Source organism: Pantoea sp. ICBG 1758, from assembly GCF_002928325.1.
Classification (GTDB): domain Bacteria; phylum Pseudomonadota; class Gammaproteobacteria; order Enterobacterales; family Enterobacteriaceae; genus Pantoea; species Pantoea eucrina.
In genome coordinates, this window is the sequence record NZ_POWL01000001.1 from 1,642,945 (window position 1) to 1,668,634 (window position 25,690).

The 25,690-nt window shown below is 53.5% G+C and carries 20 protein-coding genes, 1 tRNA gene and 1 pseudogene; 15 read left to right on the forward strand and 7 right to left on the reverse strand.

Translation table 11 applies throughout. The features are described from left to right. The first annotated feature begins 79 nt into the window (after positions 1-79). From C1Y41_RS07960 to yejF, 5 genes are all read left to right on the forward strand, one after another. Complete coding sequence (locus C1Y41_RS07960) at positions 80-1,645, forward strand: cyclic di-GMP phosphodiesterase (RefSeq protein WP_071668041.1); 1,566 nt, start codon at positions 80-82, stop codon at positions 1,643-1,645. 62 nt (positions 1,646-1,707) lie between these two features. Continuing rightward, on the forward strand, positions 1,708-3,510 hold the full coding sequence (locus C1Y41_RS07965; protein WP_104085214.1) for an extracellular solute-binding protein: 1,803 nt from the start codon (positions 1,708-1,710) through the stop codon (positions 3,508-3,510). A 10-nt stretch (positions 3,511-3,520) separates the two neighbouring features. After that, on the forward strand, positions 3,521-4,606 hold the full coding sequence (locus tag C1Y41_RS07970; RefSeq protein ID WP_071668043.1) for a microcin C ABC transporter permease YejB: 1,086 nt from the start codon (positions 3,521-3,523) through the stop codon (positions 4,604-4,606). After that, positions 4,606-5,628, forward strand: coding sequence for an ABC transporter permease (locus C1Y41_RS07975; RefSeq protein WP_104085215.1), 1,023 nt, complete (start codon positions 4,606-4,608; stop codon positions 5,626-5,628). Before C1Y41_RS07970 ends, C1Y41_RS07975 begins: the two co-directional genes overlap by 1 nt. Then, positions 5,629-7,209, forward strand: coding sequence for a microcin C ABC transporter ATP-binding protein YejF (yejF, locus tag C1Y41_RS07980; protein ID WP_104085216.1), 1,581 nt, complete (start codon positions 5,629-5,631; stop codon positions 7,207-7,209). A 10-nt stretch (positions 7,210-7,219) separates the two neighbouring features. Here yejF and C1Y41_RS07985 read toward each other — a convergent pair whose 3' ends face one another. From C1Y41_RS07985 to rsuA, 3 genes are all read right to left on the reverse strand, one after another. Then, positions 7,220-7,546, reverse strand: a complete 327-nt coding sequence (locus C1Y41_RS07985) for a hypothetical protein (RefSeq protein WP_071668046.1) — start codon at positions 7,544-7,546, stop codon at positions 7,220-7,222. Positions 7,547-7,916: 370 nt separating this feature from the next. Beyond that, positions 7,917-9,110, reverse strand: coding sequence for a Bcr/CflA family multidrug efflux MFS transporter (locus C1Y41_RS07990; protein ID WP_039385496.1), 1,194 nt, complete (start codon positions 9,108-9,110; stop codon positions 7,917-7,919). A gap of 11 nt (positions 9,111-9,121) precedes the next feature. Beyond that, positions 9,122-9,844 carry a 16S rRNA pseudouridine(516) synthase RsuA gene (gene rsuA, locus C1Y41_RS07995; RefSeq protein WP_039385498.1) on the reverse strand — a complete coding sequence of 241 codons (723 nt, stop codon included), beginning with the start codon at positions 9,842-9,844 and terminating at the stop codon, positions 9,122-9,124. A gap of 192 nt (positions 9,845-10,036) precedes the next feature. Here rsuA and C1Y41_RS08000 point away from each other — a divergent pair, with 192 nt between their 5' ends. Further along, positions 10,037-11,791, forward strand: a complete 1,755-nt coding sequence (locus tag C1Y41_RS08000; RefSeq protein WP_104085361.1) for a DEAD/DEAH box helicase — start codon at positions 10,037-10,039, stop codon at positions 11,789-11,791. A gap of 130 nt (positions 11,792-11,921) precedes the next feature. Then, positions 11,922-12,206, forward strand: coding sequence for a 50S ribosomal protein L25 (gene rplY / locus C1Y41_RS08005; protein WP_039386023.1), 285 nt, complete (start codon positions 11,922-11,924; stop codon positions 12,204-12,206). Between the two features lie 56 nt (positions 12,207-12,262). Here the strand turns inward: rplY and yejK are convergent, their stop codons facing one another. Further along, positions 12,263-13,267: a nucleoid-associated protein YejK gene (yejK, locus tag C1Y41_RS08010; RefSeq protein ID WP_039385500.1), complete on the reverse strand. Its 1,005-nt coding sequence runs from the start codon at positions 13,265-13,267 to the stop codon at positions 12,263-12,265. A 158-nt stretch (positions 13,268-13,425) separates the two neighbouring features. On the opposite strand from yejK, the gene C1Y41_RS08015 reads away from it, so the two are divergent. From C1Y41_RS08015 to C1Y41_RS08055, 8 genes and pseudogenes are all read left to right on the forward strand, one after another. Then, a complete protein-coding gene (locus C1Y41_RS08015; protein ID WP_039385503.1) occupies positions 13,426-13,653 on the forward strand; it encodes a YejL family protein in 228 nt (75 codons plus the stop codon). 22 nt (positions 13,654-13,675) lie between these two features. Then, the gene (gene yejM / locus C1Y41_RS08020; protein WP_071668047.1) at positions 13,676-15,427 is read left to right on the forward strand and encodes an LPS biosynthesis-modulating metalloenzyme YejM; all 1,752 of its coding nucleotides are present in this window, start codon (positions 13,676-13,678) and stop codon (positions 15,425-15,427) included. A gap of 72 nt (positions 15,428-15,499) precedes the next feature. Further along, positions 15,500-15,576 (forward strand) — tRNA-Pro (locus tag C1Y41_RS08025). Positions 15,577-15,790: 214 nt separating this feature from the next. Next, positions 15,791-16,955: pseudogene (locus tag C1Y41_RS20345) on the forward strand (integrase domain-containing protein). A gap of 202 nt (positions 16,956-17,157) precedes the next feature. Continuing rightward, on the forward strand, positions 17,158-18,324 hold the full coding sequence (locus tag C1Y41_RS08040) for a restriction endonuclease (RefSeq protein ID WP_104085218.1): 1,167 nt from the start codon (positions 17,158-17,160) through the stop codon (positions 18,322-18,324). 568 nt (positions 18,325-18,892) lie between these two features. Further along, a complete protein-coding gene (locus C1Y41_RS20350; RefSeq protein WP_004170291.1) occupies positions 18,893-19,021 on the forward strand; it encodes a hypothetical protein in 129 nt (42 codons plus the stop codon). A 1,187-nt stretch (positions 19,022-20,208) separates the two neighbouring features. Continuing rightward, positions 20,209-21,351, forward strand: a complete 1,143-nt coding sequence (locus C1Y41_RS08050; protein ID WP_104085220.1) for a DUF4062 domain-containing protein — start codon at positions 20,209-20,211, stop codon at positions 21,349-21,351. A gap of 400 nt (positions 21,352-21,751) precedes the next feature. Further along, a complete protein-coding gene (locus tag C1Y41_RS08055) occupies positions 21,752-21,955 on the forward strand; it encodes a hypothetical protein (protein ID WP_039385513.1) in 204 nt (67 codons plus the stop codon). A gap of 70 nt (positions 21,956-22,025) precedes the next feature. On the opposite strand, the gene C1Y41_RS08060 is transcribed toward C1Y41_RS08055, so the two are convergent. From C1Y41_RS08060 to apbE, 3 genes are all read right to left on the reverse strand, one after another. Continuing rightward, the gene (locus C1Y41_RS08060) at positions 22,026-23,678 is read right to left on the reverse strand and encodes a multidrug ABC transporter permease/ATP-binding protein (RefSeq protein ID WP_071668048.1); all 1,653 of its coding nucleotides are present in this window, start codon (positions 23,676-23,678) and stop codon (positions 22,026-22,028) included. A gap of 86 nt (positions 23,679-23,764) precedes the next feature. Further along, the gene (alkB, locus tag C1Y41_RS08065; protein WP_039385509.1) at positions 23,765-24,406 is read right to left on the reverse strand and encodes a DNA oxidative demethylase AlkB; all 642 of its coding nucleotides are present in this window, start codon (positions 24,404-24,406) and stop codon (positions 23,765-23,767) included. A gap of 12 nt (positions 24,407-24,418) precedes the next feature. After that, positions 24,419-25,450: an FAD:protein FMN transferase ApbE gene (gene apbE / locus C1Y41_RS08070; protein WP_104085362.1), complete on the reverse strand. Its 1,032-nt coding sequence runs from the start codon at positions 25,448-25,450 to the stop codon at positions 24,419-24,421. Between the last annotated feature and the right edge of the window lie 240 nt (positions 25,451-25,690).

Here is a 25,690-nt window from a genome sequence, read left to right on the forward strand (position 1 = left end):
TCCTCGTTATATTCTCACAGCCTCTCCGGTGCAGCCTCAGACGGTTTACTCACATGGCAATATCAGGAACATTGACACCATGCCACTGTCGCGGACGCTGAAACCGCACGCTACGCACATGCGCCGTCTGTTCCGGAAGAGTGCGCTGGCAGGCATGGTTTCGTTTACTCTTTTTATCACCATACTGCTTACGCTGACCTGGCATAAACGCCAGCAGCAGCATGAACTGCTGCTGCAGCACAGCGCGGACGACCTGCAGCAGATGCTCGCAACGCTGACCGACACGCTGCGTCCGCTGCAGCAGTATACGATGCTGGATTGCAACAGCGTCAGCCGTGAACTCACCTCGCGTGCCGCCTTTGCAGATAATATCCGCGCGATTCTGCTGGTGCGGGACGGCCTCGCCTGGTGCTCATCGGCCACCGGCGCCTTCAGGCTGCCTGTTAGTGAGATTTCACCCGCCACCGAGCTGGAGAGCGATCGCGATATACGGCTGCTGCCGGGCACCCCGCTGCTGCCGTCGCGTCCGGCGCTGGCGCTGTGGCTCAAGTATCCCGGCGGCGCAGAGAGCGGCATCCTGACAACGGTAAATCTCTCTCTTGCGCCCTACCAGCTGCTCGCCTCTTATCACCCTGAAATCACCGGCATGGCGCTGGTTATTGGCAACAATGCGCTGAAGAGCGACGTCAGCCACGCTATTCCGCGCCGCGACCTGCCAGCCGGACTGACCGCCCTTACGCTGCCGCAGAGTGATATCCGCTTTGTTCTCTATGGCAGCACGCTGGCAACGCGCGACTATCAAATGACGCTGCTGACCGGCGTCCTGTTTGCGCTGATGATCGGCTGTCTGACCGGCGTGCTGCTTAACCGCCACCAGCGCCCGGCGCGCGAGATCATGCTGGCAATCCGGCGCGGGCAGTTCTACGTTGAATATCAGCCGTTAATCATGGCGCATAACGGTCAACCCTACGGCGTGGAAGCGCTGCTGCGCTGGGCGCATCCCATAGAGGGCACGATCCCGCCCGATGTGTTCATCAGCTATGCCGAAGCGCAGAACCTGATTATTCCGCTCACCCGGCATCTGTTTTGCCTGGTCGCGCGCGATGCGCATAGCCTGAGCCAGCAGCTGCCGCGCGGTACGCGTCTGAGCCTGAACCTCTCCCCGCTGCACCTTGCCGCCGACAGCTTTCGTCACGACGTTCAGACGTGGATTGCCGCAATGCCTGCGGACCACTTCAGCTATGTGTTTGAGATCACCGAGCGCACCATGGTGAAAGAAGCCAACGCCGGAGAGGTGTTTGCCTGGCTGCGCGCTAACCAGTTCAGCATTGCCATCGATGATTTTGGCACCGGACACAGCGCGCTGATCTATCTGGAAAAGTATCCGTTTGATTATCTGAAGATAGATCGGGGATTTGTTCAGAGTATCGGCACCGAGACGCTGACCTCGCCGGTGCTGGACGCCGTGCTGCTGCTGGCTAAGAAGCTCAATCTCAAAACGGTGGCGGAGGGCGTGGAGACGCACGAACAGGCCAGCTGGCTGGTCAGCCGCGGCGTGACGCATTTGCAGGGCTACCTGTTCAGCCGGCCGCTGCGGCCGGAAAAGTTGATCAGCTACTATCAAAACTTTCCGCGTTTCGGGTAAGGTGGCTTAACACGCTTACCGGCCGATCTGAAGCACAGACTATTCGGGAGAGTATTTCACTTATGCTGCGTCTGATAACTCTGCTGCTCTGCTGCGTGCTGACGCCGCTGCGCGCTGAGCCGGTACGTGAAGGCTATGCGTTTGCAAAGCTGGGGGTGCCGCGCTACGCGGTCAACTTTACCCACTACGCTTATGCCGATCCCGCTGCCCCGAAAGGCGGCAGCATGACGCTGGCGGTGGTCGGTACGTTTGATAACTTCAACCGCTTTGCTTCACGCGGAAATCCGGCCGCCGGCACAGAGACACTCTACGATTCGCTGTTTACTACCTCAGATGATGAGCCCGCCAGCTACTATCCGCTGATTGCTGAAGTGGCACGCTATCCTCAGGATTACCGCTGGATGGAGGTTACCCTCAATCCACACGCCCGCTTTCAGGATGGCACGCCTATCACCGCCCGCGATGTGGCCTTTACTTTTCAGAAGCTGATGCGCGAAGGCGTTCCGCAGTTTCGCGTCGCGTTCCGCGGCACGGAAGTCACCGCACTCAATCGCCTTACGGTGCGCATCACGCCACCGCGACCGGATAAAGATCGCATCCTGAGCTGGCTGACGCTGCCCGTGCTGCCGCAAGCGTTCTGGCAGAGCCGCAAATTTAATGAGCCGCTTGGCTACCCGCCGCTCTCCAGCGGATCCTACCGGATCTCTGCCTATAAGGCGGGCCAGTTTGTGCAGTACAGTCGGGTAAAGGATTACTGGGCCGCCGATCTGCCGGTCAATCGCGGACGCTTTAATCTGGATACGCTGCGCTACGACTACTATCTCGATGACAACGTCGCTTTTGAAGCTTTCAGGGCGGGCGCTTACGATTTGCGCGAAGAGCTGTCGGGAAAAAAGTGGGCGACGCAGTATAAGGGCGGGCCATTTGCAGAACAGACAATCGTAAAACTGACCACGCCTCAGGACGCCGCTACGGATACCCGCTGGCTCGCCTTTAATAATCAAAAAACGCTGTTTGCCGATCGCCGGGTACGCGCGGCGTTAACGCTGGCCTTTGATTTTGAGTGGATGAATAAGGCGTTGTTTTACCACGCGTGGCGCCGCCCCGGCAGCTATTTTCAGAACACAGAATATGCGGCTGCCGGCTATCCCGACGCGGCACAGCTGCAGCTGCTGGCGCCGTGGAAAGCGCAGCTGCCGTCTGCCCTCTTCAGTGAAATCTATACGCCACCGCGCTCGGATGGCAGCGGCTATAACCGGGCTAATTTGCTGCGGGCGATGCAGCTGCTGGAAGAGGCGGGCTGGGAGATCCGCAACCGGAAGCTGGTCAATCGCCAGAGCGGTGAACCGTTCCGGTTTGAGATCCTGCTGCGCAGCGGCGCGCAGAATGAGTGGGCGCTGCCCTGGCAGCACAGTCTGGCCCGGCTGGGCATCACGGCCACCCTGCGCCAGGTCGACAACTCACAGTTTCTGCGCCGGCTGCGCGAAGGCGACTACGATATGATTCAGACGCTCTATCCGGCTGCGCCGTGGCCTGCTGCCAGCCTGCGCGTGAACTGGCAGTCAGAGTATATCGACTCATCGTGGAACAGCGCGCGCGTTAAAGATCCCGTGGTCGATCACTTTATCAAAGAGATTGTGGCGCACCAGGGCGATGAGCAGGCGCTGCTGCCGCTGGGTCAGGCGCTGGATCGCATTCTGCTCTGGCAGGCGTATATGATACCGATGTGGTTTAGCGCTGAGCAGCGCCTGGCTTACTGGAATAAATATGCTTATCCCGCCGTCCGGCCCGCTTTCGCAACCGGGCTGGAAAACTGGTGGTACGATGTCAATAAAGCCGGGCGGCTGCCGGCCGATCGACGTTAAGGAGGCTGGCTTGGGTGCTTATCTGCTGCGCAGAGTATTGCTGGTGATCCCGACCCTCTGGGCGATTATCACGCTGAATTTTTTTATTGTGCAGTTAGCACCTGGCGGCCCGGTCGATCAGGCGCTGGCCACTATTCAGTTTGGCTATACCACCGGGCTGCCGGGCAGCAGCGACAGCAGCGCGCGCGGTGCGTCGCTGCGCGACAATCCGGGTGACAATCAGTATCGCGGTGCACGCGGCCTCGATCCGGAAGTGATTGCTGAGATCACCCGGCGATACGGCTTTGATAAGCCGCTGCTGCAGCGCTATGGCGAGATGCTGTGGAACTATCTGCGCTTTGACTTTGGCGATAGCCTGTTTCGCAGCGCCCCGGTGCTGCAGCTGATCAAAGAGAGCCTGCCGGTTTCTGTCAGCCTGGGACTCTGGAGCACCCTGATTATCTATCTGGTCTCCATTCCGCTCGGGATCCGGAAAGCGGTGCATCACGGCAGCCGTTTCGACGGCCTGAGCAGCCTGCTGATTATTATTGGCTACGCTATTCCGGCCTTTATTTTTGCCATCATGTTGATCGTGCTGTTTGCCGGCGGCAGCTATTTCGACTGGTTTCCGCTGCGCGGTCTTACCTCTCCGCAGTTTGCCTCGCTGCCGTGGTATGGCAAAGCCCTCGACTACTTCTGGCACATTGCGCTGCCGGTGCTGGCCACGGTTATCGGCGGATTTGCCACGCTTACCATGCTGACAAAAAATGCGTTTCTGGATGAAATCCGCAAGCAGTATGTCATGACCGCGCGCGCCAAAGGCCTGGATGAAAAACGTATCCTTTATGGTCACGTGTTTCGTAACGCCATGCTGCTGGTGATCGCCGGCTTTCCGGCCACGTTCATCAGCCTGTTTTTTACCAGTTCGGTGCTAATCGAAGTTATGTTTTCTCTGAATGGCCTCGGGCTGCTGGGCTATGATGCCACTATCCAGCGTGACTATCCGGTGATGTTTGGCACGCTCTACATCTTTACGCTGATTGGCCTGCTGATGAATATTGTGAGCGATTTAACCTACACGCTGGTCGATCCGCGCATCGATTTTGAGGCGCGCTGATGGCTCTCTCTGCGGTGCATCGCCAGCGCTGGCAGCGTTTCTGTCACAACCGCCGGGGTTACTGGTCGCTGTGGCTTTTTCTGCTAATTTTCCTGTTGTCACTGGCCGCTGAACTGCTGGCGAATGAAAAACCGCTGCTGGTGCGCTACCAGCAGCGCTGGTATGTGCCGCTGCTGGTTGATTACAGTGAACAGGATTACGGCGGCGTATTTGCTACCGCCGCCGACTATCAGGATCCGTGGCTGCAGCAGCGGATTGCGCAGCAGGGCTGGGCACTCTGGGCCCCGATTCGCTTTAGCGACAGCACAATCAACTTTGCGACCCGTTCGCCCTTTCCTTCGCCTCCGTCGGCGCAAAACTGGCTGGGCACCGATGCCAGCGGGGGCGATGTGCTGGCGCGCCTGCTCTATGGCACCCGCGTCTCTCTGCTATTTGGCCTGCTGCTGACGCTCTTCTCCAGCGTTATCGGTATTATTACCGGGGCGCTACAGGGCTATTTTGGCGGCCGCATCGACTTAGCTGGCCAGCGGCTGATTGAAGTCTGGTCTGGCATGCCAACGCTGTTTATGCTGATCCTGCTTTCCAGCGTGATCCAGCCTGGCTTCTGGTGGCTGCTGCTGCTGACGGTGCTGTTTGGCTGGATGAGTCTGGCCGGCGTGGTGCGGGCCGAGTTTCTGCGCACGCGTAATTTTGATTATGTGCGTGCCGCCCGTGCGCTTGGCGTCAGCGACAGCCGTATTATGCTGCGCCACATTCTGCCCAATGCGCTGGTAGCGACCCTGACCTATCTGCCCTTTATTTTGTGCGGCGCCATTACCACCCTGACCTCGCTCGATTTTCTCGGTTTCGGTTTGCCGGTGGGTGCGCCTTCACTGGGCGAGCTGCTGCTGCAGGGCAAAAATAATCTGCAGGCACCGTGGCTCGGGCTGTCCGGTTTTATTGCGCTGGCGCTGCTGCTGTCGCTGCTGATTTTTATCGGCGAGGCGGTACGCGATGCATTTGATCCGGCGCGGGGAGGCTGAGTGGATCTGTTAACCATTAATCATCTTGCGGTGGCTTTTCAGCAACAGCGGGTCGTACATGATGTTTCACTGCGCCTTGCGGCGGGCGAGACGCTGGCGCTGGTCGGAGAGTCGGGCTGCGGGAAAAGCGTGACCGCTCAGTCGGTGATGCGCCTGCTGCCGCAGCCCGCGGTAAGTTATCCGCAGGGCGAAATTCTGTTTCAGGGTCAGGATCTGCTGCAGGCCAGCGAACGCACGCTGCGCGGCCTGCGTGGCAACCGTATGGCGATGATTTTTCAGGAGCCGATGGTGTCGCTCAATCCGCTGCATACGATTGAAAAACAGCTGAACGAAGTGCTGGCGCTGCACCGGGGCATGCGGCGTGAAGCGGCACGCGGCGAGATCGTTGCCTGCCTCGATCGCGTCGGTATCCGGCAGCCGGTGAGCCGCCTGCGCGATTTTCCTCATCAGCTCTCCGGAGGCGAGCGCCAGCGCGTCATGATCGCCATGGCGCTGCTGACGCAGCCGCAGCTGCTGATTGCCGATGAGCCCACCACGGCACTGGATGTGACCGTGCAGCAGCAGATTTTACAGCTGCTGCGCGAACTGCAGCGCGAGCTGAATATGGGCATGCTGTTTATTACCCATAACCTCGCTATCGTGCGTCAGCTGGCACACAGCGTTACCGTGATGCGTGCCGGACGCGTGATGGAGCAGAATCGCTGCGCCGCGCTGTTCCGGCAGCCCCGGCACCCCTATACGCGCGAACTGCTTGCCGCTGAACCCACAGGTGAACCGGTACCGCTGAAAGCGACACCGCTGCTGCTTCAGGTCCGCAATCTGCAGGTAAGTTTTCCGCTGCGACGCGGCTGGTTCAGGCGCAAAACAGAGGAGAAGCAGATACTTAAGCAGCTGAGTTTTTCGCTGCATCAGGGCGAGAGCCTGGGTCTGGTAGGTGAATCAGGCTCCGGCAAAAGCAGCACGGGGCTGGCCCTGCTGCGTCTTATCGCCGCACGCGGTGAGATCTGGTTTGCCGGCCAGCCGCTGCATCAGCTGACGGCCAGAGAGCTGCTGCCGCTGCGCCAGCGCATTCAGGTCGTTTTTCAGGATCCCCACTCCTCGCTCAATCCGCGCATGACGGTGCAGCAGATTATTGCTGAAGGTCTGGCGGTACACCGGCCGGAGCTTAGCGCAGCGCAGCAGGATGCCCGCGTTATTGCCGTTATGCAGGAAACCGGGCTCGATCCCGACAGCCGCAGCCGCTATCCGGCAGCATTTTCCGGCGGGCAGCGGCAGCGTATTGCGATTGCACGTGCGCTGATCCTTGAGCCACAGCTGCTGATACTTGATGAGCCGACCTCCTCACTGGATCGTCCGGTTCAGCAGCAGATCCTGACGCTGCTGCGACGCCTGCAGGCGGATCGTCAGCTGACCTATATTTTTATCAGCCATGATATGCAGGTAGTGCGCGCGCTCTGTCATCAGCTGGTGGTTCTGCGGCAGGGAGAGGTGGTTGAACAGGGAAAAAGCGCGGTGCTGTTCACTGCGCCAGCGGCAGCTTATACACGCCAGCTGCTGGCCTCGGCGCAAATGAGCAAATGAGGGGCGGGGATCAGCGTCCGTTAAAATCTTCTGCAATGGCCACGCCCTGATTTTTCAGGCAGCAGCTTGCAGCACTTTCGTTAATTCGCTGGATCAACAGGCAGGGGTGCCCTTCACAACGGGCAATTTTGCACTCCACCTGAATCTGCGCCAGCGTTTCGCGCAGCTGCTGCAGAATATCCAGCGCCAGCGTGCCTTCATGGCTCAGTAATCTCAACGCAACCAGATCTTCATCGTTAATGCCGCTGGTGGTTTCCAGAAGTTCAATTTCGCCTAACTGATCTGCAGACCAGCGATAAAGCTGTGGCAGACGATGCACAACAGAGAGCTGCAGCATGGTGTTCCCCAAAGATGTTAATCCTGTTTCCGGCCTGAACCCTGTGCCCGCAGCCGGAAATCCCACCTCAAATCAAAAAACGGATGTCAGTGATGACCTTCTCGTTTTAAATACAAAATCATAGAAAAAATACGTTATTTGCGAGCATTCTCGCAGTTAAGCTTATGTGTACCGCGATCGCCAGATGCAGACAACCAGTTTATACGCATTAGCGTTACTTTTTTGTCTAAAAATTTTCACATCACGGAAACATTAAGCATAACGAATAGCTGGCGTTTAGCGAGCATGGTTCTCTTTTTTTGCCTGAGAGGGGAAATATGCCGGGCGCGCATGAATACGCCAGGGCCGCATGAATGCGGCCCCTGCGGGATTAGGTGGTTTTACGTGGGCGGGCAGCGTAGCTGAACAGGATAATGGAAAGGGTGGCGCACAGCGCGATGGTTGCTACCATTGGCCATGCGCTGTTCATACTGACCAGCGACAGCAGCGCGCCCACCAGACCACCGACGCCAAAGCGCAGCGTGCCTGCCAGCGACGAGGCGGTCCCCGCCATGTGCGGAAACTCATCGAGTACAATTGCCATGGCGTTAGAGGAGACAATAGAAACGCAGCCGATAAACATCGCCACGCCCAGCACCAGCGGCAGAAAGCCGAGCTGCAGCGCGCTGACAATCAGCAGCCAGATGCCCATAGCAAACTGAATGGTCAGCCCCAGGCGAAACATCTTCAGCGGACCAAAACGGCGCACCGCGCGGCTGTTAATCAGCGTCATCACAAAAAGAAAGATGATATTCAGGCCGAAGTAGTAGCCAAAATCCTGCGGCGATACGTGGTTGACCTCGATATAAACAAAGGGACCAGCGTTGAGAAACGCAAATAAGCCGGCAAACGAGAAGCCGCTGGCCAGCATATAGCCGAACACCCGCTTATGCCGTACCAGCGCCACAAAATTGCCCAGCATCGTACGCAGATGAAAGCGCTGACGCTGCTCCGGCTTCAGGGTCTCACGTACCTGTGTCACCACCAGCACGGTCGTGATCAGTGCCGCAATCGCCAGCGCCCAGAAAATAGCGTGCCAGCTCCAGATAAGCAGCAGCCAGCCGCCCAGCACCGGGGCCACCAGCGGCGCGATTGTGGTGATCAGTAGCACAAAGGACATCATGCGCGAGAAGTCCTCTTTTGAATAACTGTCGCGCATCAGGGCGTTGATCACCACGCTGGCGGCAGCGGCAGAGAGACCGTGCAAAAAGCGCATCAGGATCAGCTGATCGATAGAGCCGGAGAGTGCGCAGGCGGCGGCGGCACAGGCGAAAATCAGCGTACCCAGCACGATGACCGGCTTGCGGCCATAGCTGTCCGCCAGCGGACCATACACCAGCTGCCCGATAGCGAAGCCCAGGATGTAGAGGTTCAGCGTCATCTGCACGCTGCCTGCGGAGACGGCAAATTCGCGGGCAATCTGCGGCATAGCGGGCAGATACATATCAATGGAGAGCGGCATCAGCATCGCCAGCAATCCCAGAATCACCACTAATCCTGCCGGGGAGTTTTTCTCCTTGCGCACCTTGTACTCCGTTATTTGTGCTGTTTCAGTTCGTCTGGCAGACCGATGCTGTCAACCTCTTCGGGGGTCAGTTCGCGATATTCCCCCTCTTCCAGCGCCTCATCCAGCACAATCGAGCCGATACTTTCACGATGGAGCGCAACCACATGGTTCCCCATCGCGGCAAACATGCGCTTAACCTGATGATAGCGCCCTTCGCCGATTGTCAGTCGCGCCGCTTTTTCATCGAGGATCTCCAGTCGGGCTGGCCTGGTCAGCGTCTTCTCATTGTGCAGCTGGATACCGGCAGCAAACGTCTCCACCAGTGCCGGATCGAGCGGCGCTTCCACCTCAACCAGATAGGTTTTTTCTAAATGGTGACGTGGTGAAGTGATGCGATGCGACCACTGGCCATCATCCGTCAGCAGCACCAGACCGGTAGTATCGATATCGAGTCGGCCGGCGGCGTGCAGCTTATAGGCTGACGGCTCCTCAATAAAATAGAGGATAGTGGGATGATCGGGATCGTCTGTGGAGCAGACATAGCCCTGCGGCTTGTTCAGCATAAAGTAGCGTGGCCCCTGCTGTACCACCAGCGGGTTGCCATCGTAGGCAATATCATCTTCCGGCATCACTTTGTACGCGGTATCGCGCACAATTTCGCCATTGATGGTGATCTTTCTGGCGCGAATTTCGCGGCCAGCGATAGCACGGCTAACTTCCAGTTGCTGAGATATGAATTTGTCGAGTCGCATGAATTCGCTTTTGCCTGTTACTGCGGGGGAAAAACTGAAACGGTGCCTGTGCGCAGAATACGTCGGCCAGGATAACCGTTAAAAAAGTGCGGGCAGTATAGCCTGAAGCTTTGCCTGCTAATAGTGCCGATCCTGCGTTTCATCCGCTTACATGGCATAATACGCCTCTGATCCAGAAAAAAGTTTATGCTGATGGCCTTTACACTTCGTCCCTATCAACAGGAAGCGGTTGATGCAACCGTTGCCCACTTCCGGCGCCATACCACGCCGGCGATGATTGTGCTGCCCACCGGTGCCGGTAAGAGCCTGGTCATTGCTGAACTGGCGCGGCTGGCGCGTGGCCGGGTGCTGGTGCTGGCGCACGTCAAAGAGCTGGTCGAGCAGAACCACAGCAAGTATCAGGCTTACGGGCTGGAAGCGGATATTTTTGCGGCCGGGCTGCAGCGCAGGCAGAGCGAAGGCAAAGTGGTATTTGGCAGCGTACAGTCCGTGGCGCGCAACCTTGACCGCTTCGACAGCGCCTTTTCACTGGTAATTGTCGATGAGTGTCATCGCATCAGCGACAATGAGGAGAGCCAGTATCAGCAGCTCTTCAGCCACCTGCGCCAGCATAATCCACAGCTGCGCCTGCTGGGACTGACCGCCACGCCGTTCCGGCTGGGCAAAGGCTGGATCTATCAATTCCACTATCACGGCATGGTACGCGGCGATGAAAAAGCGCTGTTTCGCGACTGCATCTACGAGCTGCCGCTACGCTACATGATCAAACACGGTTTTCTGGTGCCGCCGGAACGTCTTGATATGCCGGTGGTGCAGTATGACTTCAGCCGGCTGGTGCCGCAGAACAGCGGCCTCTTCAGCGAAGCGGATCTTAACCGTGAGCTGAAACAGCAGCAGCGCGTCACGCCACAGATTATCCGCCAGATCGTTGAGTTTGCCGACGATCGGCGCGGCGTAATGATCTTCGCCGCCACGGTTGAACATGCGCGCGAAATTCTGGCGCTGCTGCCGGAGAACAGCGCGCTGGTCTCGGCAGAAACCGCGGTGAAAGAGCGTGACCGGCTAATTCAGCAGTTCAAAGCGCAGCAGCTGAAGTTTCTGGTTAACGTGGCGGTACTGACCACCGGCTTCGACGCACCGCACGTGGATTTAATCGCGATTCTGCGCCCGACTGAATCCGTCAGCCTCTATCAGCAGATAGTCGGACGCGGACTGCGCCTGGCCCCGGATAAACGCGATTGCCTGATCCTCGACTACGCCGGTAATCCGCACGATCTCTTTACGCCGGAAGTGGGTGCGCCAAAAGGCGCCAGTGACAACCAGCCGGTGCAGGTGTTCTGCCCTGCCTGCGGCTTTGCGAATACCTTCTGGGGAAAAGCCACCGAAGACGGGCATGTGATTGAGCACTTTGGTCGTCGCTGTCAGGGTATCCTGGAGGATGATGAGGGCGGTCGTGAGCAGTGCGATTTCCGCTTTCGCTTTAAAAGCTGCCCTGACTGCGGCGCTGAAAATGATATCGCCGCACGGCGCTGCCAGCAGTGCGACAAAATTCTGGTCGACCCCGATGATATGCTGAAAGCGGCGCTGAAGCTGAAAGATGCGCGGGTGCTGCGCTGCAGCGGCATGACGCTGGCGCATGGCCGTGATGACAAGGGCGAATGGCTGAAAGCGACCTATTACGATGAAGATGGCAGCGACGTCAGCGAACGCTTCCGGCTGCAGACGCCCGCGCAGCGAAAAGCATTTGAGCAGCTGTTTATGCGCCCGCACCAGCGCGCGCCTGGCGTAGAGCTGGGCTGGCAGCAGGCGGCCGACGTGGTCGCGCTGCAGCCGCTGCTGCGGCATCCTGACTTTGTGGTGGCGCGTGCCCGGGGACAGTTCTGGCAGGTGCGGGAGAAAGTGTTTGATTACCAGGGGCGCTTCCGCCGCGCCAATGAGCTGCGCTAGATGGCAGAATCATTTGCCCCCCTGCCCCGATCCGGCTATAATCCCGCCCGCTTTTGCATCCGCACAAGCGTTTGAATAACCGTCCTGTTGCTGGGTCGCCTGTAGCAGGAATTATTGAAGAGAAATAATGATGTTCACTATCAACGCAGAAGTACGTAAAGAGCAGGGTAAGGGTGCGAGCCGCCGCCTGCGCACAGCTAACAAGTTCCCGGCTATCATCTATGGCGGAAATGAAGCTGCAGTTTCTATCGAACTGGATCACGACGCCGTGATGAACATGCAGGTTAAGCCTGAGTTCTACACCGATGTGCTGACGCTGGTTGTTGACGGTAAAGAAACGAAAGTTAAAGTTCAGGCTGTTCAGCGTCACCCGTTCAAGCCAAAACTGCACCACATCGACTTCGTTCGCGCGTAATCGCAGACGAAATCGGAAAAAACGCCGCCTCTGCGGCGTTTTTTTATGCCTGTAATTTACTTCCCACCGGTGCGGCGCTGTAGCTGATCGCGCAGGTTGGGCGGCGTGCCTTTGATGGTCAGGGTATCGGTTGCCGGATCCCAGAAGATACGCTCGCCAAGCAGCAGTGCGTCAAAATTAAGCGTTAATCCGCCACCGCTGCCGGAGAATTTTGTCAGCTGGCGCAGCGTGCTGCGGTCGGCCGGAAAGTGCTCCTCCAGCTCATAGCCCTGCTCCTGCGTAAACGCCTGAAAGCTTTTCTCACCCAGCGGTGGCAGCTCCTGCGAAAGATCGTCCAGCGCAATCTCCTCTCCCGCCTGCAGCTGTTCGTTACAGTAGCTGTAGACCTGCTGACGGTAGTTCTGCCGCTCGTTCTTATCCAGATTTGACTCAGCACAGTAATCATCGACCGCCTGCAGCAGGCCGCGGTTCTGCGCTTTGGTGTCGAGACCGACGCTGGCCCCGAGGAAATCCATGAAAAAGTCAGCTACTTTACGTCCGACGCGACCCCGCAGAAAAGTCAGATAGCGCGTTGACTCCGGGCTGGTTTCCCACTCGGTCAAATCGATACGCGCGACGATATCAGCGTGATTGATATCGAGATAGTGCGTACTGCTGATATCCAGCTGTTCGTTAACGCGCATGCTCGACTGGCTGTTCAGCACCGCAACCAGCAGATACTCTACCGCCAGATAGCGGTAGTGCATAAACAGCACCACGCCACCGTCAGCAAACGGATATTTGCTCAGCTCATCGCGCAGGCGTCCGGTGGCAGCCCGGCTGAACGCCAGGAAGTCATCCTGCCCGCGACGACAGTTGCGCAGCGCGTCGGCCAGCTCGCTATCTTCATTGAACAGGCCATAGGCTTTGCTTTTGGCGCTGTACACGCGATGCAGCTCTTCGGCCATACTGCTTACCGCCTGCGTTACCGGCAGCAGCGTATCCCGCAGTACCAGCTCCAGCTGATTCTCGTCGCGTTTGATTAACTGATGCAGGGCAATCTGGTCAATATCCAGACTCATGATAGACTCTCCTTTAAACTCAGGCGCGTATTCAATCACTGCCCGCCGTCGCTTTCAACTGCGTACGCAAACCGATCGCTTTGCTTGCGATAAAAGTGCGGAAAAAATCGCATAGTTACGGTACTATACCGCCTTTTCACACTTGATTAGTCGACGATATGCCACAATCATCCCGTTATAGCGACGAGCGCGTTGAGCAGCTTCTCGCACAGCTGGCGCAGATTCTTGAAAAAGATAAAGCGCCTCTCGATCTTTCCCTGATGGTTCTGGGAAACATGGTCACCAATTTGATTAACACAGACATCGCACCAGCCCAGCGCCGTAGCCTGGCCCGGTCATTCGCGGAAGCGTTGCAGTCTTCCGTGCGCGATGATAACGCTCATTAATTTGCAGATCTGACTCCTATATATGGTAACCAACCGGCAGCGCTACCGTGAAAAAGTCTCCCAGATGATTAGCTGGGGGCACTGGTTCGCGCTGTTTAATATTCTGTTTGCGCTGGCTCTCGGCAGCCGCTACCTGTTGGTCGCTGACTGGCCCTCCTCACTGGCGGGCCGGATTTACGCCTTTACCAGCTGGATTGGCCATTTCAGCTTTATCGTTTTTGCCGCCTATCTGCTGATTATTTTCCCGCTTACCTTTGTGGTGATGTCGCAGCGTCTGCTGCGGGTACTCTCCGCGATTGTTGCCACCGCCGGGCTGACGCTCATTATGGTGGATGGCGCCGTGTTTAACCGCTTCCACCTGCACCTTAATCCGGTGGTCTGGGAGCTGGTGGTTAACCCCGATCAAAGCGAGATGGCGCGTGACTGGCAGCTGATGTTTATCAGCGTGCCGGGCATTTTTCTGGTAGAGATGCTGTTTGCCACCTGGAGCTGGCAGAAGCTGCGCAGTCTTAACCGACGCTCATTTGGCAAGCCGCTCGCCGCGCTATTTATCAGCGCCTTTTTTGCCAGTCATCTGCTCTATATCTGGGCCGATGCCAATTTCTATCGTCCTGTCACCATGCAGCGCGCCAACCTGCCGCTCTCCTATCCGATGACCGCGCGCCGCTTCCTGGAGCGTCACGGGCTGCTGGATGCGCAGGAGTATCAGCGCCGTCTGGTGCAGCAGGGCGATCCTGAAGCGCTGTCGGTCCAGTATCCGTTAAGCGATATCACCTTCCGTGACGGCGGAACAGGTCATAACCTGCTGGTGCTGACGGTCGATGGCGTAAATAACGCCACGCTCGACAGCGCACTGCCGTCGCTGAAGCAGTTTGCCGCTGAGAACGTGCGCTTTACCCGGCACTACAGCGCCGGGGTGCAGCCTGAAAAAGGGGTGTTTGGCCTGTTTTACGGCATCTCTTCCAGCTATATGGATGGCGTGCTGGCATCGCGCACGCCGTCGGCGCTGCTGAACGCGCTGAACGCGCAGGGCTACCAGTTTGGCCTGTTCTCTTCTGATGGGTTTAATCAGCCGCTCTACCGGCAGGCGCTGCTGGCGGACTATACGCTGCCGGAAGCGACCTCGCAGCCTAACAGCCAGACCGTCACGCAGTGGCAGAACTGGCTCAATGGTCAGAAAAACAGCCGCTCTCCGTGGTTCTCCTGGGTCGCGCTGAACGGGATAAGCGCCAGCGGCGACAGCACGAAGGCGCGTCAGCGCAGCTATCTGCGCCAGGCGGGCAGCGTGGATGAGCAGATCGCTGCGGTACTGACCACGCTGCAGCAGCGCGACCTGCTGAAAAATACGGTGGTGGTGATCACTGCTCAGCGTGCGGTGACCTTTAATAACAGCGATAACCCGGGCAACCGCGCGATGCTGCAGATCCCGCTGGTGGTGCACTGGCCTAATACGCCAGCGCAGACTATCGATCGCCTGACCGATCAACAGGATGTGATGACAACGCTCATGCAGCGTCTGCTGCACGTGCGCACCAGCCCGGTCAGCTATTCGCAGGGTGAAGATCTGTTCGCCGCCCAGCGCAGCCATAATTGGGTAGCCAGCAGTGAAGATGGCAAACTGGTGATCACCACGCCATCGGTGACGCTGGTGCTGAATAACAGCGGCAGTTATACCGCGTGGGACGCCAGCGGTCGTGAGCTGAAGGATCATAAGCCGCAGCTGGCGCTGCTGCTGCAGGTGCTGACGGAAGAGAAGCGCTTCACGGCAAACTGATTAAATATGAGGCAGTTAACGCTGACGCATCTTGCAATCGGCTGGGGAATCAGTAGTATGGTTTTCCACGTTCGGCACGTAGCGCAGCCTGGTAGCGCACTGTCATGGGGTGTCAGGGGTCGGAGGTTCAAATCCTCTCGTGCCGACCAAATTATCCCAATGTTTTGTCTGGTGAAGTCCAGAGAGAACCATAAAAAACAGTTTAAACAGCAGGTTGTTGCAACCTGCTGTTTTCCTGTTGTCTAGTGAAATCCTAATTGACACAGTGGAATCCACCTGATTTAGGCATACTTATGGGCATACGTTTCTAAGACCGCCTTTTAATATGCCTAAGCCTTCCGAGGAACAGAATGGAGACTGCTTATGGCAAGACAGACCAAGCCCTTAAACAATATCGAAGTGAAGAACGCCAAAGCTGCTGGACGAGCATTGGTTCTTTATGACGGGGACGGCCTGGAACTGCAGGTAACTCTCAGAGGCTCAAAACTCTGACGGTTTCGTTATTACAAACCTTTCACCCGTAAACGGGCCATGATCAGCTTTGGTTCATACCCTTCCGTTTCGCTTTCTGAAGCCCGCCAAAATCGTGAATCAGCCCGCGCTCTTCTCAGCAAAGACGTCGACCCTCAAGAGCACAAAAAGGCAGAGCAACTCCGTCAGAAGAGTGTGAGTAAAGTACGTTTGAAAAAGTTGCAGCTGAGTGATTTAAGACCAAAGAGGCAGCAGGATTAACAACTCACACTCTTAACGATATCTGGCGTTCAATGAGTAAATATGTGTTCCCACATATTGGCTCCATACCCATTTCCAGCACTACAGCCCAACAGTTCATTGGATCCCTTAGCCCAACTTATGCAGCAGGAAGACTCGAAACTGTTAAAAGGCTAAGTCAGCGTATTAATGAGGTTATGGATTATGCTTTGAACTCTGGTTTAGTTACTTCAAATCCAGCGGCAAAAATCGGTAAGACATTCCATAAGCCAAAAGTAAAACACCGCCCTGCCCTTTTACCTGAACAGCTACCTCTGCTTATGAAGAATCTCACATTTGCGAGTATTGGCAGACAGACGCGCTGTCTTATCGAATGGCAGCTCCTTACAATGACACGACCGGCAGAAGCGGCGGTGACACGCTGGGATGAGATCAACTTCGAGACAAAGGAATGGCGCATTCCTGCCGGGCGCATGAAAATAAAACGTATGCACATTGTTCCATTGTCTGAGCAGGCACTTGCCGTATTGGAAGTTATGAAACCTATCAGCAAACACAGACCACACTTTTTCTAAGTTTTCGTAATCCACAGGAAGCAATAAACAGTCAGACGGCAAACATGGCGCTAAAACCCATGGGGTTCAAGGATATCCTTGTTGCGCATGGTATGAGATCGATTGCCTCAACTGTTCTCAATGAGAAAGGGTTTCAGCCTAACGTGATTGAAGCAGCACTGGCTCACATTGATACCAATGAGGTCAGGAGAGCATACAATCATTCTCAATATCTGGAGCAACGAAGAGATATGATGGCGTGATGGGGTAAGCATGTTGAACTGTCAGCAAGTGGTAACTACAGCTTTTCATCAGGATTGGAAAATGATTCAGTAAATGATTAATATCATTTAAAAGTCTGAAACTATTTGCATATACTATCATACTCAACCACAAAAATTGCAACCCAACTTTATGATCTAACGATCCTGACTAAGCTTAATAATTTCAAAAGGAAATAGCCTAATGATTTATCAGTGTTACTCATGCAGCAAGACATCTTTCGAAATTATTTGTCCTTGGTGTTCTGGCGGAGTACCAACTACAACGAATTCATGGGGCACAAAAACGCCTTCCCCTGCAACCTCAGAACAAATGATTCCTCTTAATCCCTCTTTTTATCCAGAATTTCAGTATCAGTCAAAAGGAATTATAAAAGACTTATTCGGAAAAAAGAAAGAGCAATCCCAACTCAATAGTCTCCTGCAAAATGTTTTAGATAAATATGCAACATTTAAGGATCCTTACTTCACCAATTTCATCTACACGACAAAATTTTCACATGATAAGCGGTCAGAAAGTGATTTATCGGAAGACAAAAGCACTTATTCTGATTTTGTATTATTCCGTGAAGTACTTGTTCGAAAGGGCTTTAATGAATTGGAAGAGCTGCCAATGCTTTTGGACAAGCTTTTACTTACTACATCATTTAACGCTGTATATAACGGGTTTGCGAAAGAGGTCAAAAGACATATCAAACCTACATTAACAGAATCTTTAAAATCATGGATTGAAGAAGCCGGCACAACATTTAGATCTGATATATCATTATTTCTATACTTTGTCTGGAACAATAACATAGCCTTCTCTGCATTAGAATTCAATGAGAACGCACAAAGCACTCCCGGCACACCATTGATCTCAATTGATAATGTTAGAAAGTATATATCAATCTGTGAAACTATATATTTTGACATACTGGTAGAAAGATTGGCTATACGTCTTGAACATTTCAATCCCGATAAATATGTTAATATGTACTCAGTTGATTCAATGAATGGTTTTGAATTTGAAGACTTTTTAGTCAAGATATTTCAAACTCTTGGATACGATGTTAAAGAAACTAAGAAAACTCAAGATCAAGGCGCAGATCTATTTGTCACACGTTTCGATAAAAATATTGTTATTCAGGCAAAAAACTATTCTGGCTCAGTTGGTAATTCAGCAGTACAACAAGCTATCTCCGCTAAGGCATTTTACTCATGTGACGAAGCAATGGTTATTACAAATTCATATTTCACTAATTCGGCAAAAGAACTTGCTGAATCAGCAAAAGTACGTTTGATTGACAGAAATGAACTACAGAAATATTTGGAAGATTATAACCAAAAAATAATCGAAGAATTTGAATAATCGAATAACTATAGTTTCAAGAAACAAATAGAGTTGATGCTAAATAAGGCATTTAAAGAATTAGCACAACTTTTACTGCCTGAGTGCATAATTGGAAAAGTAATTAAGGGTGGTTATCAAGTAATTTTGGACATACAATCCTGATACTATACCACCCTGACATTCAGAAAATAGCAAATAAATACCCGCAAAGAGCATCTATAATAATTTCATTATCCGAATCTGTCGGTAAATCTTTTGTTACTGACTCTTCGGCTCATTTTATTGTTGCAATTAGGACATAAATGTTTTTTACGATCCTCAATTGTCCAAGTATAGTATTTTCTTTTAAACAATATTCCACAGATATCACATCTTCTTGGTTTCAGAATCGCGCCTATAGCTGCCAATAAAATGACCCCACAAATAATCCATTCCATAAATCCTCTCATAAAGAACATATTCAATTATTAATAATGACTATTTTACTATAGAAAAAATAATTTTGTTATTCTACTTGATAACACCTGCAAGTACGTATATATCTACTCTTGAGAGATTTCCCTCTCGAACATATAGGATACCAATCATGTCACTTAAACCAGGACCAAAACGCATTGCTGAATCAACTGGCAAACCTGATCAGCGCCAGCGTGATAACAAAAACACTCCTGGAAATACTCCAGATCTGAAGCCTAGTAAATCTTCAAAAAAATGATAATTATAAATTTAAACTCATAAAAGCCCTTCGGGGCTTTTTTTAATAGCGCACGCTCAGTCTACAGTAAATCCCTAAGTATATTTAAACATTTTTATCTATTACAATATACTCTCTGCAACATATTCCGTAAGGATAAAAATTAAATATAAAAGCGACATAAAAGCGACATAAAAGCGACATAAAAGCGACATTGTAGAAAAGAAAATTATAGCCAACTATCATTTAAGATTTAAACAAAATTAAATTTTAAATTTAGTTAAAAAAGCAGAGTGAATTGCAATTTCTATTTAACTCAAATTATAGAATATTAATCGCTCCAGCTATCATTTTTTAATTGATCAACTCAAACTGAGTTAACAGCGTTTTTAAGAATGGTAATGTCAATCTGCGTTAGAAAAAATCATGCTAACGATTAAAACAAAACCTCTGAAGATTAATATATGTCAAAACTACTACCCGGAACTACTGGCACTCCTGGCGGAACATGTCTTGAAAGTGGAGTATAGACTGTTGTTGTAACGCCTTCAACGACTGCGCCGATTGCAAAAAATAATCGGTTCCTTCCCTATAATGGTAAGTCTATCTATATGACACTTCCTTAACTTAAATTTTTTGTAGGGTGAACCAAATTAGGCAACTAGGAAAACCATAAGACATTGATGTTAATCAATAAAACATATGGCGCCCCCCTTTATTTTTTACCACACATTAATAATATATGCTCCTGTTTTGTGTTTTTTTATTTTTTGATCGCAAGGCTTCATCATTAGAAGAGCGATCATTTCCTAGCAGAGAATACTTTATTTACTGAAGTAACAATTGATAATTTAAAATATCAACCCCTGTAATATTATTACTGCCACACATAAAATACCCGGGAAAACGTTTAAAACCCTTGATAATTAATAATTCCTTTCTTTAATCTTTAGATGGTTAAAATCCCAACATATCTAAAATGCTATTTTATATTTTATGTTTTATGTTTTATGTTTTATGTTTTATGTTTTATGTTTTATGTTTTATGTTTTATGTTTTATGTTTCAAGGGTAAAAAATTTTCTATCGATCTAACAACTTTTTATAATAACTACATTTAAGTAAAATTTCTTAGCGTTCTTTTTGTACTAAACTTGTAGTTGCTTTATCCCTTAAACTTTTCATTAAACCTTATAAATAGGGAAGCCTATGAATATCTTCATCAGCTCATTGATTACTGGTTTTGAGGAAAATCGAATCGCAGTTAAGCGAGCCATTTCAATTCTTGGTCATAAGCCTATTATGGCCGAGGATTTCGGTGCGCGTTCTGACTCTCCCCAAGTCACTTGCCTCAGAGGAGTCAGAGAAGCAGACGCTGTAATCTTGATACTCGGCTCTCGCTACGGAGCACCACAGCAAAAAGGTTTGTCTGCTACTCATGAAGAAGTAATAGAAGCTCGCACGACTAAGCCACTGATTATATTTCTTGAAGCAAATATTCATCCTGACCCCGAACAAGAAAATTTGCTAAATGAAGTGAGTACCTGGGAAAAAGGACTATTCCGGGAGGAGTTCAACTCCGCAGAGGATCTGTTTGAGAAATCCATTAAGGCCATTAGTCAGTTACAGCTTGCTCATGCACAATCACCAGTTGACCCGGAAGGATTGAAAAGGCGAGCTATCACGAATTTGCCTAAGGAAAACCAGAACTATTTCCATAGTTCAGTCAGGCTTCAAATCTCCATAGCAGCAGGCCCTGATACGACAATCATTCGTCCAGCTCAAATGGGTTCTAAAGCACTAATAGACACCATGTCTCAGGAGGCACTGTTTGGAACCAAATCGGGACATAGAGCGATCTTCGACAGACAGTCTGGAGTTAACGATAGCTTAGATAGCGACTCATTATGTATCAGCCAGAGTCAAAATCGCGACGTGCACAACATGGTCAAGCTTTCTCCCTCAGGGGACATACTTCTGATCCTGTCCATGCCAATGCAATCAGGCGGTTTGCCGGTAATACTCGAGGAAACTGTGCACGAAACCTTGTTAAAGGGCTTTGACTACGCCTCATGGCTTCTGGCAGAGATAGATAATACGCAACGGCTTACTCATGTTGTTCCCGCCGTGAGCATAGCAGGAGCTTCCTCCGCTGGCTGGCGCACTATTGCTGAACACCAGGCTAGTCCAAACTCAATGCAGTCTTTCGGTGCGGGTCAAAGCAAAGAACCTGTGCTTTTGAGTCCTGCACACATTGTCAGACAGTCATTTGCTTTGTCGTCAGATCGGAATACTTACGTTGAAGACTTTGTAGCCCTTCTGAGACGTATGTGGAAAGAACAAAGGTATTAAGATTGCAGCCGACCCTATTTCATAGGTGAGGAAAAATGCATGTCCGGGCTTAAGGCCAAGTGATGGGTCTAGCGTCAGAAAGTCAAAATCGCCACTTCTATTTACTAATCATAGAGTTATATAAACCAGCCCCAATGATCTCGTGCCGACCAAATAATCCCGAAAAAAGCAGCCTTTATGGCTGCTTTTTTTATGCCTGTCAGAGCTGGCATGCCTGTTTATCTCGCAGTACCGGCCGATACCGTTATTCCGGAAATTCTCAGGCTTTCAGCGCGTTGCTGCTGCACCCGATCGCGATCACACTTTGCCTCTTCCGGAACAGGCTTTCATCAAAGCGCAACAAAAGTGTCATGAAGATCCCCTACTCTGATGCTCTCATTTATTTGATGGGAAATCGATTATGGTCATCAAAGCAAAAAGCCTGCAGGATGCAGAGGAGCTTCTGCATTCAGGCATCAGCAAAGTAGAGCTGGCCTATGATATCGGCAGCGACGACTTCTTTCGTCTGGCGACTCACTGGTGCGATCGTGGCGCCCGCATCACCCGCGGCCATCAGCACTTTGTTGTTCAGCTGAAAAGCTTTGCCATCCCGCCCAATCACTGACGCTGCCGCATGCCGCCTGTGTGCCATGACCGGCCTGATGGCCGGTTTTGATGAGTGTTACCCGCTGACGTTAACGACCGGTATCCGTTCGCTCCACCGCATCGAGCGTGGCCAGATCGCGCTCGCGGCCGCTGAGTTCCACCAGCTGTCCGTTGCGCATCTCCAGCAGCCTGTCGGCATGGGTAAAGTAGTGATCGTCATGGCTGATAGCAAACACCGTTTTGCCTGACGCCTGCAGCCAGGGCAGCAGCTCGCGGTAGAAAATCCGGCGGAAATGAGGGTCCTGGTCGGCGGCCCATTCATCCAGCAGCAAAATATCCCGCTCTTCCGCGGCCGCCAGCAGCAGCGCCAGGCGCTTGCTCTGCCCTTTCGACAGCTGCAGATTCAGCACCCGGTTGCCATCCAGCTGCAGTTTCTCGCTCATTTTCAGCCGCTCCAGCCAGCGCTGAACCAGTGCCGGATCGGCCGGTTCGCCGCCGCGGCCAATCAGGCGGTCAAACAGGTGCACGTCGGTAAATACCGCTGAAAAGTGCTGCCGCCACAGATCGGATTGCTGACTGCTTATCTCTTTACCATCCAGCAGCAGGCTGCCGGCGTGCGGCTGATAGAGGCCGGTCAGCAGCATCGCCAGCGTGGATTTCCCGCTGCCGTTGCCGCCAATAAGGAACAGCAGTTCGCCGCGTCGCAGCGTCAGATTGATCGGCCCCACCGCAAAGCCCTGTTCGCCATAGTGAAAGCAGACGTCGCGCAGCTCCAGCGTCTGCCATGCGCTGGCCGGTGCCGGGGCGCTGAAGGCAGGCTCATAAGGCGCCAGATCGAAGCGGTTGAGTTTGCGAAACGCGACCTGCGCGCTGAGCAGCGTGGGCAGCGCGCCGACGGCTGAGATCAGCGGCGTGCGCAGGAACAGCAGCGTCAGCGAATAGGTGGCCGCTACGGCCGTGTTGGCCCAGCCGAGACCGTTTGCCATAAAGAACACGATACCGATGCCGCCCAGCATCATGATGTTAGACCAGTTAACGGCGCTGAGATGGAAGGTGTCGGCGCGCACAATATGATGGCGATAGCGACCCGCATTCGTCTGATAAACCGTATCGTAGATCAGACGCGCCCGATCGCGGTTAAGCTGCAGCTCTTTGCGCCCCTCAATAATGGTCTGGAAATCGCGATAGAGATCATCTTCGATATCGCGCAGCTTTGCCATATGCTGGTAGACGCGCGAAACCAGCAGCCAGCCGCCCACCAGCGTGATCACCAGCCACAGCATAGTGACCAGCAGCATTTCCGGCGAGAGCCAGGCAAGGTAAATCGCCGATCCCAGCGTGATGATAATGCCCTGAATCAGCTCCGGCAGCCGGACAAAAGCGATGGTAATGGCCCGCACGTCGCTGGTCAGTCCGGCCAGCAGCTGAGCGCTGCCCAGCTGTTCGATGCGCTCAACGTTAGTATCGAGGATACGCTTGATGAACTCGCCCCGCAGCCGCCAGACAAAATGGTGCCCCAGCTGCGTCAGCGCCAGCTGCGAAGCGAGCGTGACCGCCATCAGAAGAAACAGCTGACCGAGAAACGCCGGCAGCACCGTTGCGTCGCTATTGATCGCCACAATCAGCTCATTATTGATATAAGCGATCAGGCCGATACCGAGTGCGGCACTCAGCAGGGTAAGAAAAAGAACGCCGGTAAACGGCCAGCAATACTGACGAAAAACCACCTGAAGCAATGCCATCAATCTGTTCCAAAGGTCAAAAAATGCTGCCTGCAGTTTAATGGCCCGTCAGATGATAGCAAGAATAATTCTCATTCCCTGTTACGTTAGTTTGCCCGGCGGAAAGTGAGATTATAGCGGACGGCCCCCGCCGCGGGATGCACGCCTGGTTTAAGCGGCAGAATACCGTGATAGCGCAGCCGCGACGGCCCGCCCCACACCACGATATCACCATGCTCCAGCAGCACGCGCCGGGTGGCGTCGCCGCGCGCAAAACCGCCAAACTGAAATATCGCCGGCAGCCCCAGCGAGACGGAGACGATCGGCTGACGCAGATCGCGCTCATCTTTGTCCTGATGCAGCGACATTTTTGCCCCGGGCGTATAGCGGTTGATCAGGCAGGCGTCTGGCGTAAAGTGACTAAACCCCGCTTCCTGCGCGCACTGCTGCGCCAGCTGACGAAACAGCGGCGGCATTGCGGGCCAGCGCTGGCCATTGCTGACATCCTGTTCGCTGTAGCGATAGCCGCGCGCGTCGCTGAACCAGCCAACATCGCCGCAGTTGGTCATCGCCACGGACATACGATAGCCTCCCGGCGTGATGCGGTGCGTAAAAGGATGCTGCGCCGCAACGGTTTCAATCGCTGCCAGCAGCGCAGGTGCATCATCGCGGGCGCGGCGGCGCAGAATGACCGCGCCTTCTGCCAGTGGCTCCTGCCACGGCGCTTCATCGCTAAACAGATCCAGCATCACGGCCTCCGGTTACGATTTATCGATAAGAAATGTTTTAAAGCCGGGCGACATCCAGTGGCTGAAGCCGTCGCCCTCTTTGGTGATTAGATAAACGGCCAGATGCTCTTTCAGCGCCAGCGCTTTTGCGCGCGCGGTGCCCAGCACCATCAGGCCGGTATCCCAGCCATCCGCTTCCAGCGCCGTAGTGGCGATCACCGTGGCAGAAACCAGTTTATGCTGAACGGGCCGTCCGGTTGCGGGATCGATGACGTGTGAAATGCGTTTCCCGTCCAGTTCATAATAGTTGCGATAGCTGCCGGAGGTGCTGATGCCGTGCCCCTGCAGGTCAACGCGCGCCTCGACCGCGTTTTCTCGATCGGTGGGTTTCTGAACCGCCACCCGCCACGGCTGCTGGCTGGCATTACGACCGCGGCTGAGCACGGCTCCGCCGACCGACACCAGATAGTTGGTTATTCCCTGCTGCTCCATCAGCCGCGCCAGATGATCGGTGGCGTAGCCCTCGCCCACGGTTGAGAGATCCACATACAGCCCCGGCAGATCTTTCTGCAGCCACTGCCCGCTTACGCTCTGGATCACCCGCAGATGCGAGAGGCCGGTTTCAGCTCTGGCCGCCGCGATCGCTGCCACATCAGGCTGATGCGCCGGCTGCCCGACGGGTCCGAACCCCCATAAGTTCACCAGTCTGCCTGCCGTGATATCCATGGCACCTGCGGTTTTGGCACCAATGCGCAGTGAGAGAGTCACAATATCCGCCATATCCGCGCTAACGGGCTGCGGCTCTGTCCCCTGATACTGGTTGAAGCGCGACAGCACTGAGGTGGTTTTCCAGGTAGAGATTTCACCGTCGTCGCGATCGAGCTGCTGCTGAATCGCCTGCTGCAGCGCCTCTTTACGCTGCGGATCAACGCCGGCGAGCGTAACCCGCCATACGGTGCCCATGGTTTTTCCCTGCAGGACCAGGGGTTCACGTTGCGGTGCGCGGTCGCAGGCCGTCAGCCCGGTCACGATCAGAGCAGTCAACAAAATATTCCGGAAATGCATCGGTTCCTCATCTGTTACACGGAAATACAGCGTATTACAAAGCATAAACTGCGGGTAATTTACGCTAAATCTCATTGAATTAACGCCGGTCATGCTGCAGGCTTTACCCCCAGGCATACCACCTTTAAGGAGCACAGATGATGTATGTATTAATCGCCGCCCTCTCCGCCGCTCTGTTCCTGTACGGCAGTTATCGCAGCTGGCAGCACGCGCGTCAGCGTTCACTGGAGAGCTATAGCG

Bases quoted from the DNA above. Each gene is read 5' to 3' on its own strand.
- C1Y41_RS08060 (WP_071668048.1), bottom strand. From the start codon at position 23,678: ATGGCATTGCTTCAGGTGGTTTTTCGTCAGTATTGCTGGCCGTTTACC.
- C1Y41_RS08000 (WP_104085361.1), top strand. From the start codon at position 10,037: ATGGCCTTTACACTTCGTCCCTATCAACAGGAAGCGGTTGATGCAACC.
- C1Y41_RS07965 (WP_104085214.1), top strand. From the start codon at position 1,708: ATGCTGCGTCTGATAACTCTGCTGCTCTGCTGCGTGCTGACGCCGCTG.
- yejK (WP_039385500.1), bottom strand. From the start codon at position 13,267: ATGAGTCTGGATATTGACCAGATTGCCCTGCATCAGTTAATCAAACGC.
- C1Y41_RS07975 (WP_104085215.1), top strand. From the start codon at position 4,606: ATGGCTCTCTCTGCGGTGCATCGCCAGCGCTGGCAGCGTTTCTGTCAC.
- C1Y41_RS20350 (WP_004170291.1), top strand. From the start codon at position 18,893: ATGTCACTTAAACCAGGACCAAAACGCATTGCTGAATCAACTGGCAAA.
- C1Y41_RS08050 (WP_104085220.1), top strand. From the start codon at position 20,209: ATGAATATCTTCATCAGCTCATTGATTACTGGTTTTGAGGAAAATCGA.
- C1Y41_RS08015 (WP_039385503.1), top strand. From the start codon at position 13,426: ATGCCACAATCATCCCGTTATAGCGACGAGCGCGTTGAGCAGCTTCTC.
- rplY (WP_039386023.1), top strand. From the start codon at position 11,922: ATGTTCACTATCAACGCAGAAGTACGTAAAGAGCAGGGTAAGGGTGCG.
- C1Y41_RS07960 (WP_071668041.1), top strand. From the start codon at position 80: ATGCCACTGTCGCGGACGCTGAAACCGCACGCTACGCACATGCGCCGT.
- C1Y41_RS08055 (WP_039385513.1), top strand. From the start codon at position 21,752: ATGGTCATCAAAGCAAAAAGCCTGCAGGATGCAGAGGAGCTTCTGCAT.
- C1Y41_RS07985 (WP_071668046.1), bottom strand. From the start codon at position 7,546: ATGCTGCAGCTCTCTGTTGTGCATCGTCTGCCACAGCTTTATCGCTGG.
- apbE (WP_104085362.1), bottom strand. From the start codon at position 25,450: ATGCATTTCCGGAATATTTTGTTGACTGCTCTGATCGTGACCGGGCTG.
- rsuA (WP_039385498.1), bottom strand. From the start codon at position 9,844: ATGCGACTCGACAAATTCATATCTCAGCAACTGGAAGTTAGCCGTGCT.
- yejM (WP_071668047.1), top strand. From the start codon at position 13,676: ATGGTAACCAACCGGCAGCGCTACCGTGAAAAAGTCTCCCAGATGATT.
- alkB (WP_039385509.1), bottom strand. From the start codon at position 24,406: ATGCTGGATCTGTTTAGCGATGAAGCGCCGTGGCAGGAGCCACTGGCA.
- C1Y41_RS08040 (WP_104085218.1), top strand. From the start codon at position 17,158: ATGATTTATCAGTGTTACTCATGCAGCAAGACATCTTTCGAAATTATT.